At 66.1% G+C, this 5,204-nt stretch carries 7 protein-coding genes; 3 read left to right on the top strand and 4 right to left on the bottom strand.

Going from position 1 to position 5,204, the window contains the following annotated elements; translation table 11 throughout:
- The 4 genes from ABTZ43_RS16910 to ABTZ43_RS16895 form a co-directional block, all read right to left on the bottom strand.
- Positions 1-238, bottom strand: a 238-nt coding sequence (locus ABTZ43_RS16910) for a dioxygenase (protein ID WP_350539610.1), incomplete at its 3' end; no start/stop codon positions are given.
- Positions 238-909, bottom strand: coding sequence for a 3-oxoacid CoA-transferase subunit B (locus tag ABTZ43_RS16905; protein WP_253386533.1), 672 nt, complete (start codon positions 907-909; stop codon positions 238-240). The genes ABTZ43_RS16905 and ABTZ43_RS16910, both read right to left, overlap by 1 nt.
- Positions 906-1,685 carry a CoA transferase subunit A gene (locus ABTZ43_RS16900; RefSeq protein WP_253386534.1) on the bottom strand — a complete coding sequence of 260 codons (780 nt, stop codon included), beginning with the start codon at positions 1,683-1,685 and terminating at the stop codon, positions 906-908. The genes ABTZ43_RS16905 and ABTZ43_RS16900 overlap by 4 nt, the downstream gene beginning before the upstream one ends.
- Entirely contained in the window at positions 1,678-2,466 is a 789-nt protein-coding gene (locus ABTZ43_RS16895) for a citryl-CoA lyase (protein ID WP_350539609.1), read from the bottom strand. Before ABTZ43_RS16895 ends, ABTZ43_RS16900 begins: the two co-directional genes overlap by 8 nt.
- Before the next feature lie 170 nt (positions 2,467-2,636).
- Here ABTZ43_RS16895 and ABTZ43_RS16890 point away from each other — a divergent pair, with 170 nt between their 5' ends.
- The 3 genes from ABTZ43_RS16890 to ABTZ43_RS16880 form a co-directional block, all read left to right on the top strand.
- Positions 2,637-3,557: a LysR family transcriptional regulator gene (locus tag ABTZ43_RS16890; RefSeq protein WP_253386536.1), complete on the top strand. Its 921-nt coding sequence runs from the start codon at positions 2,637-2,639 to the stop codon at positions 3,555-3,557.
- Positions 3,558-3,660: 103 nt separating this feature from the next.
- Positions 3,661-4,758 (top strand): maleylacetate reductase, encoded by a 1,098-nt coding sequence (locus ABTZ43_RS16885; RefSeq protein ID WP_350539608.1) that lies wholly within the window; start codon positions 3,661-3,663, stop codon positions 4,756-4,758.
- Positions 4,759-4,829: 71 nt separating this feature from the next.
- Positions 4,830-5,204: alcohol dehydrogenase catalytic domain-containing protein (locus tag ABTZ43_RS16880; RefSeq protein ID WP_350539607.1), on the top strand; the 375-nt coding region annotated here is incomplete at its 3' end.

The following is a 5,204-nucleotide window of genomic DNA, read 5'->3' as shown; positions in this document are numbered from 1 at the left end:
TCACCCCGAGCACGTCGGACAGCAGCATGAACTCCTGGCGTTTGTCGTCGCACATGTGGCCGACGCGGGTCAGGTAGTCGATCGCGATCTCCCACTCGGCCATGCTCGGGTTGATCTCCCGGACCCAGTCGTGCAGGTGCCTGACCAGCGAGACGAGGGTCTCACGGAGGCGGGGGTCGGGCGTGTCGGCGAAAGACGCTGCGGCGGCGTCGGTGGCCTGCTCGGGTGTCGTGTCCATCAGAATGCCTTCCTAGTACTCGGTTGATGATCGAGGTGGGGAGCGAAGGTGACATCGGCTCCGGTCCGTTCGGCGATCGTCTCCGCGCTGATTCCGGGTGCGAGCTCTATGACGTGGAAGCCCGCGCCGGTCACCTCGAGAACGCCGAGATCCGTGATCACGCGGTCGACGACACGCATGCCCGTCAGAGGAAGCGAGCACTCGGCGACGAGCTTCGGCGTTCCGTCCTTGGCCGTGTGCTGGGTCAGAACCACCACACGCCGCGCCCCGATGACGAGATCCATCGCACCGCCCATCCCCTTGATGACCTTCCCTGGCACCGCCCAGTTCGCGAGATCTCCGTGTGCCGACACCTGCATCGCACCGAGGATCGCGACATCGACATGACGCCCGCGGATCATGGCGAAGCTAAGGCTGGAATCGAAGAACGCTGCTCCCGGGCGTGTCGTCACGGTCTCCTTCGCTGCGTTGATGATGTCGGCATCGTACTGGGCAGGGGTCGGATAGCCACCGACTCCCAGAATGCCGTTCTCCGCGTGGATGATGACATCGATGTCCGGTGACAGGTGCTCTGGCACCAGGGTCGGGATGCCGATACCGAGGTTCACGTAGTCGCCGTCGCGCAGGTCCTGTGCGGCACGCCGTGCGATGTCGTGACGATCCCAGCTCATACCGTCGCTTCCTTCTTCATCGTCATGAATTCCACCTTCTTCGCCGCAGCCTGCGCCGCGGTGAGCGGCAACACACCTTGGACGAAGATGCCGGGCACATGAATCTCATCGGGTGTCAGAACACCGGGTTCGACGAGTTCCTCGACCTCCGCCAGCGTGATCCGACCCGCCATGGCGCACAGCGGGTTGAAGTTCATCGCCGTCCCATGGAATTGAAGGTTGCCGTGCCGATCGCCGCGCGCGGCCCGCACGAGCGCGAAGTCCGTCCGAATGGCATGCTCGAGCACGGCGGCCCGTGGTTCGCCGTCGACCTCGAACGAACGCACCTCCTTCGGCGAGGATTCACGCTCCACGGACCCGTCTCTCCCATACCTCCACGGCATACCCCCGTCAGCGACGACCGTACCGACGCCGGTCGGGGTGAAGAACGCCGGGATGCCGGCACCCCCGGCTCGCAGGCGCTCGGCGAGCGTCCCCTGCGGAGTGATCTCCACCTCGAGTCGCCCTGACAGGTACTGCTCGGCGAAGTCTTCGTTCGTGCCGAAGTACGACGCGATCACGCGGCGGATGCGCCCGTCGGTAAGAAGGGTGGCCAATCCCCATCCCTGCGCTCCACAGTTGTTGGAGACGATCTCCAGGTCTGATGCCCCTGACGTGCGAAGAGCCTCGATCAGCACTGTGGGAACCCCGCACATTCCGAACCCTCCCACCGCGACGCTGCTGCCGGACGCGATGCCGGAGATCGCAGCGTCCAGGTCGACGATGGACTTATCCATCGATCCCTCCCTCTGAGCTATCGTCGGGGAGATCCGTGTCGGCGAGGATATGCTCCCAGGTCGCCTTGGCTGTCGGGTCGCTCTGCTCTTCGAGGATGTGGGCGATCAGTCCGCCGGCGCGTGCAGCGAGCGCTATTCCGCGCCCCATCTCGGCCGGGTACCCGAGCGCGGCGATCGAGGCGCCGATCGCCCCTACATTGTTGAGCGGCAGGTGCCGTCCGCGTGCGCGGAAGAATGCACCGGGAAGCGCGTCCAGCAATGCCCAGTGAGCGTCGTAGAAGCCGTTCTCTCGACTGATCTCGCGAAGTCGGGCTACGCGAGGATCGCCCTGCGAGTGCACGTTGTGCCCGAGCCCCGGCAGTTTCCTGCCGCGCGCGGACTGTCTCGCGACGAGCAGATCAGCGGCGGCGTCGATCTCGACGTCACCGGAGGTCGAGGTCAGGCCGACCGCTCCCTCGCTGAGCAGGTCGCACACTTCGGTCATCCCCCCGAGGAAGGTGCTGCCGGCGCCGAGGATTCCCGCCGCCACCGCAGCCTGGAACGACTCCGGCGCTCCGAGGAAGGTCATCCGTGCCGCGATCGAGCTCGGCGTGATGCCATGGTCCATCACTGACACGGCGATGGCATCGACGAGTTCGCGCTCCCCCGCGGCCGGAAGCCTGCCGAGTGCCGTCAGAACGAGCATGTCCGAGTATCCGATGCGGCCCATCAGCTCTTCCGCCAGATCATGACCGCGGATGACTATCGAATCGGTAGTGGTCGAAGCGATCTGGGTTCTCATTGCCAGCTCCTTAGTGAGCGGATGCTCGAGTGTCTCTGTAGGCGCTCGGCCCGAACGCCGACGCGGCGGTGTGTCGGCCCTCTCAGTTTCGCCGGACTGCGCCATAGACTCCAATATTGATTTACTCTGTGCAGATAGACGATGGCTATGACGCGGATGGAGGGTCATCGATGGACCTGAGGCAGCTGGAGTACTTCTGCGCGATCGTCGAAGCGAAGTCGTTCTCGGCGGCTGCGCGCAGCATCCTCGTCGCCCAGCCCACATTGACCGTGGCGATGCGCAATCTCGAAAGAGAGCTGGGTACGGGTCTGCTGGTCCGCGCCGCCTCCGGCGTCACCCTGACCGAAGCCGGCGACTACCTCTATGCCGAGGCACACCGCATCTTGCGCGACGTGTCCAACAGCGCGGCCCATCTGCGGACGATGGCGCAGGGGCTGGCGGGCCACGTGGCCCTCGCCGTGACCCCCGCGTACAGCTGGGCGCACCTCGCGGAGGTCATGAGCTTGATCTCGGCTCGCGCCCCGGGTATCCAGGTGCAGCTGAGCGACCCGCCTCCGTTGGAGATCCTGAACCTCCTGAGCACGGGCGCCAGCGATATCGGCATCGTCGCCACACACGACCCCGCTCTGCTCGAGGAGCGCTACGGTGAGCGGCTTCACTTCCGACCGCTCTGCGAGCTCCCGATCCTGGCAGTGCTGCCCCCGGGACTCGCGGACTACCCCGACCCGATCAGTGTCGACGACCTTCGAGATCAGGCATGGATCACCCCTGTCACACCCTCCAAGTTCCCCGGGATGGCGGCACTCACCGAGCTGGTCTGGCGCCGAGGAGGGTGGAGGCCGCAGACGATCCGGGAAGTGTCCACCAGCCAGACCGGCCTGCCGATGATCGCGGGCGGCCTCGGGGTGGCCATCATGCCCAGCAGCCTGGGATCCCTCGCGGAAGGCTCCGTCGTCCTGCGAGAGATCCGTGACGAGGTCCCCGCACTGGTGGCCGTTGCGGCTTGGCAACGAGAGCGGACGATCACCCCCGCTGCCACGACTCTGCTCCGCGTCCTCGATCACATGCATGACACCCCTGCCGATCGATAGCCGAGAACTATCGCTTCGACGCAGATGGGTATTTGCGCGAACGGAGAGGCAGCCGCAGGCTGGTGAGATTCACAACCATCACTCGACGGAGAGAAGACACAGAATGGTTGACCGATCCGGGCACGCGGTTCCCTTCGGATCCATCAGTTTCGATCACACCACTGCCGCGCAACGAGTGATCTTCGGCGCGGGTCAGGCCCTGGACGAGGTCGTGAGGGTGACCACGTCGGAATCGATCGCCAGAGTCCTCCTCATCGCGAGCAGCTCCGCGGCCGATCTCGCTGACGAAATCGCCGCGAGTGCGCCTGTCGTCGCACGAGTGACAGGGGTCACTCAGCATGTACCGCTGGCGGAGGTTCGCGGCGCTGTCGACAGAGCGAGGACGTCTCGAGCGGATGCCGTTATCGCCGTGGGCGGAGGATCCGCCGTCGGATTGGCGAAGGCGATCGTGCGGGAGATCGACATCCCGATCATCGCCATCCCCACGACCTTCGCCGGCTCCGAGGCGACCGACATGTGGGGCATAACGGAAGACGGGCACAAGCGGACCGGTACGGACCGGAAGGTCCTTCCCCGCACGATCATCTACGACGCGAGCCTCACGCTCAGCCTGCCCGACCGACTCGCAGTCTCCTCGGGACTCAATGCGATCGCCCACGCGGTCGATTCGCTCTGGGCCCCGCGTGCGGACCCGATCAACCTCGCGCTCGGCCGAGAAGGGCTGAGCGCACTCGTCGCCGGGCTCGACGCTCTCGTCCTCGGCGCGGATCCGCTCGCGGCCAGGGAGACGATCCTCTACGGCGCATACCTCGCCGCGACCGCGTTCGCGTCAGCGGGTGCAGGTCTGCATCACAAGATCTGCCACGTGCTCGGCGGGGCATACGGCCTTCCGCACGCGGAGACCCATGCGGTCGTCCTGCCGTACGTCGTCGCGTTCAACACACCGCACAGTCCCGGAGCGGCGGCGGCTCTCGAGGCGGAGTTCGGCACAGAACCCGGGGAAGGCCTGCGACGCTTCTCGGCGCACCTCGGCGTCGCGTCGAGCCTTCAGTCGCTCGGATTGGCCGAGACGGATCTCGACCGAGCGTCTGAACTCATCCTCAGCGAGGTTCCCCCCACCAATCCCCGACCCGTCACACGGGATGACCTCCGGCGCCTTCTCGAGCGCGCCTGGGCGGGACAGAGCACAACGACGGAGTGAGAACGGTGCTGCCCGGTGTCACTCCGAGCAGCACCATCACCCGACCACCACGAAAGCGAAGAGGACACCGAATGAGAGCGATTCTCTTGACCGGTACCGCGGACGGACCCGAGCTGCGCGTCGCAGATCGCCCCGAGCCCCACCTCGGCGACCACGACCTCCTGATCGAGGTGCGCGCAGCCTCGGTCAACCGAGCGGATCTCCTGCAACGTGCCGGGTCCTCCCGGCTCGACACCCAGGGCGGCAGCCTGCCTGTCGGTCTCGACGCTGCGGGTGATGTCATCGCCGTGGGCCCCGGTGTCACCGGGTTCGACGTCGGCGACCGCGTCATGAGTCTCACGGCCGGTGGGCACGCCGAGCGGGTCGCCGTGGATGCCGGACTGGCGGTGAAGATTCCGTCGACATGGACGTACGCCGAGGGTGCGGCGTCGATTCTCGGGCTGGCG

The sequence above is a fragment of the Microbacterium sp. NPDC097977 genome (assembly GCF_040302605.1).
In the GTDB taxonomy this organism is placed as follows: Bacteria; Actinomycetota; Actinomycetes; order Actinomycetales; family Microbacteriaceae; genus Microbacterium.
This window is presented reverse-complemented; position numbering and strand designations above follow the sequence as displayed.

What these genes read in the sequence shown, in the direction of transcription:
- ABTZ43_RS16905 (WP_253386533.1), bottom strand. Translation starts at nt 909, where the DNA reads ATGAGCTGGGATCGTCACGACATCGCACGGCGTGCCGCACAGGACCTG.
- ABTZ43_RS16900 (WP_253386534.1), bottom strand. Translation starts at nt 1,685, where the DNA reads ATGGATAAGTCCATCGTCGACCTGGACGCTGCGATCTCCGGCATCGCG.
- ABTZ43_RS16890 (WP_253386536.1), top strand. Translation starts at nt 2,637, where the DNA reads ATGGACCTGAGGCAGCTGGAGTACTTCTGCGCGATCGTCGAAGCGAAG.
- ABTZ43_RS16885 (WP_350539608.1), top strand. Translation starts at nt 3,661, where the DNA reads ATGGTTGACCGATCCGGGCACGCGGTTCCCTTCGGATCCATCAGTTTC.
- ABTZ43_RS16895 (WP_350539609.1), bottom strand. Translation starts at nt 2,466, where the DNA reads ATGAGAACCCAGATCGCTTCGACCACTACCGATTCGATAGTCATCCGC.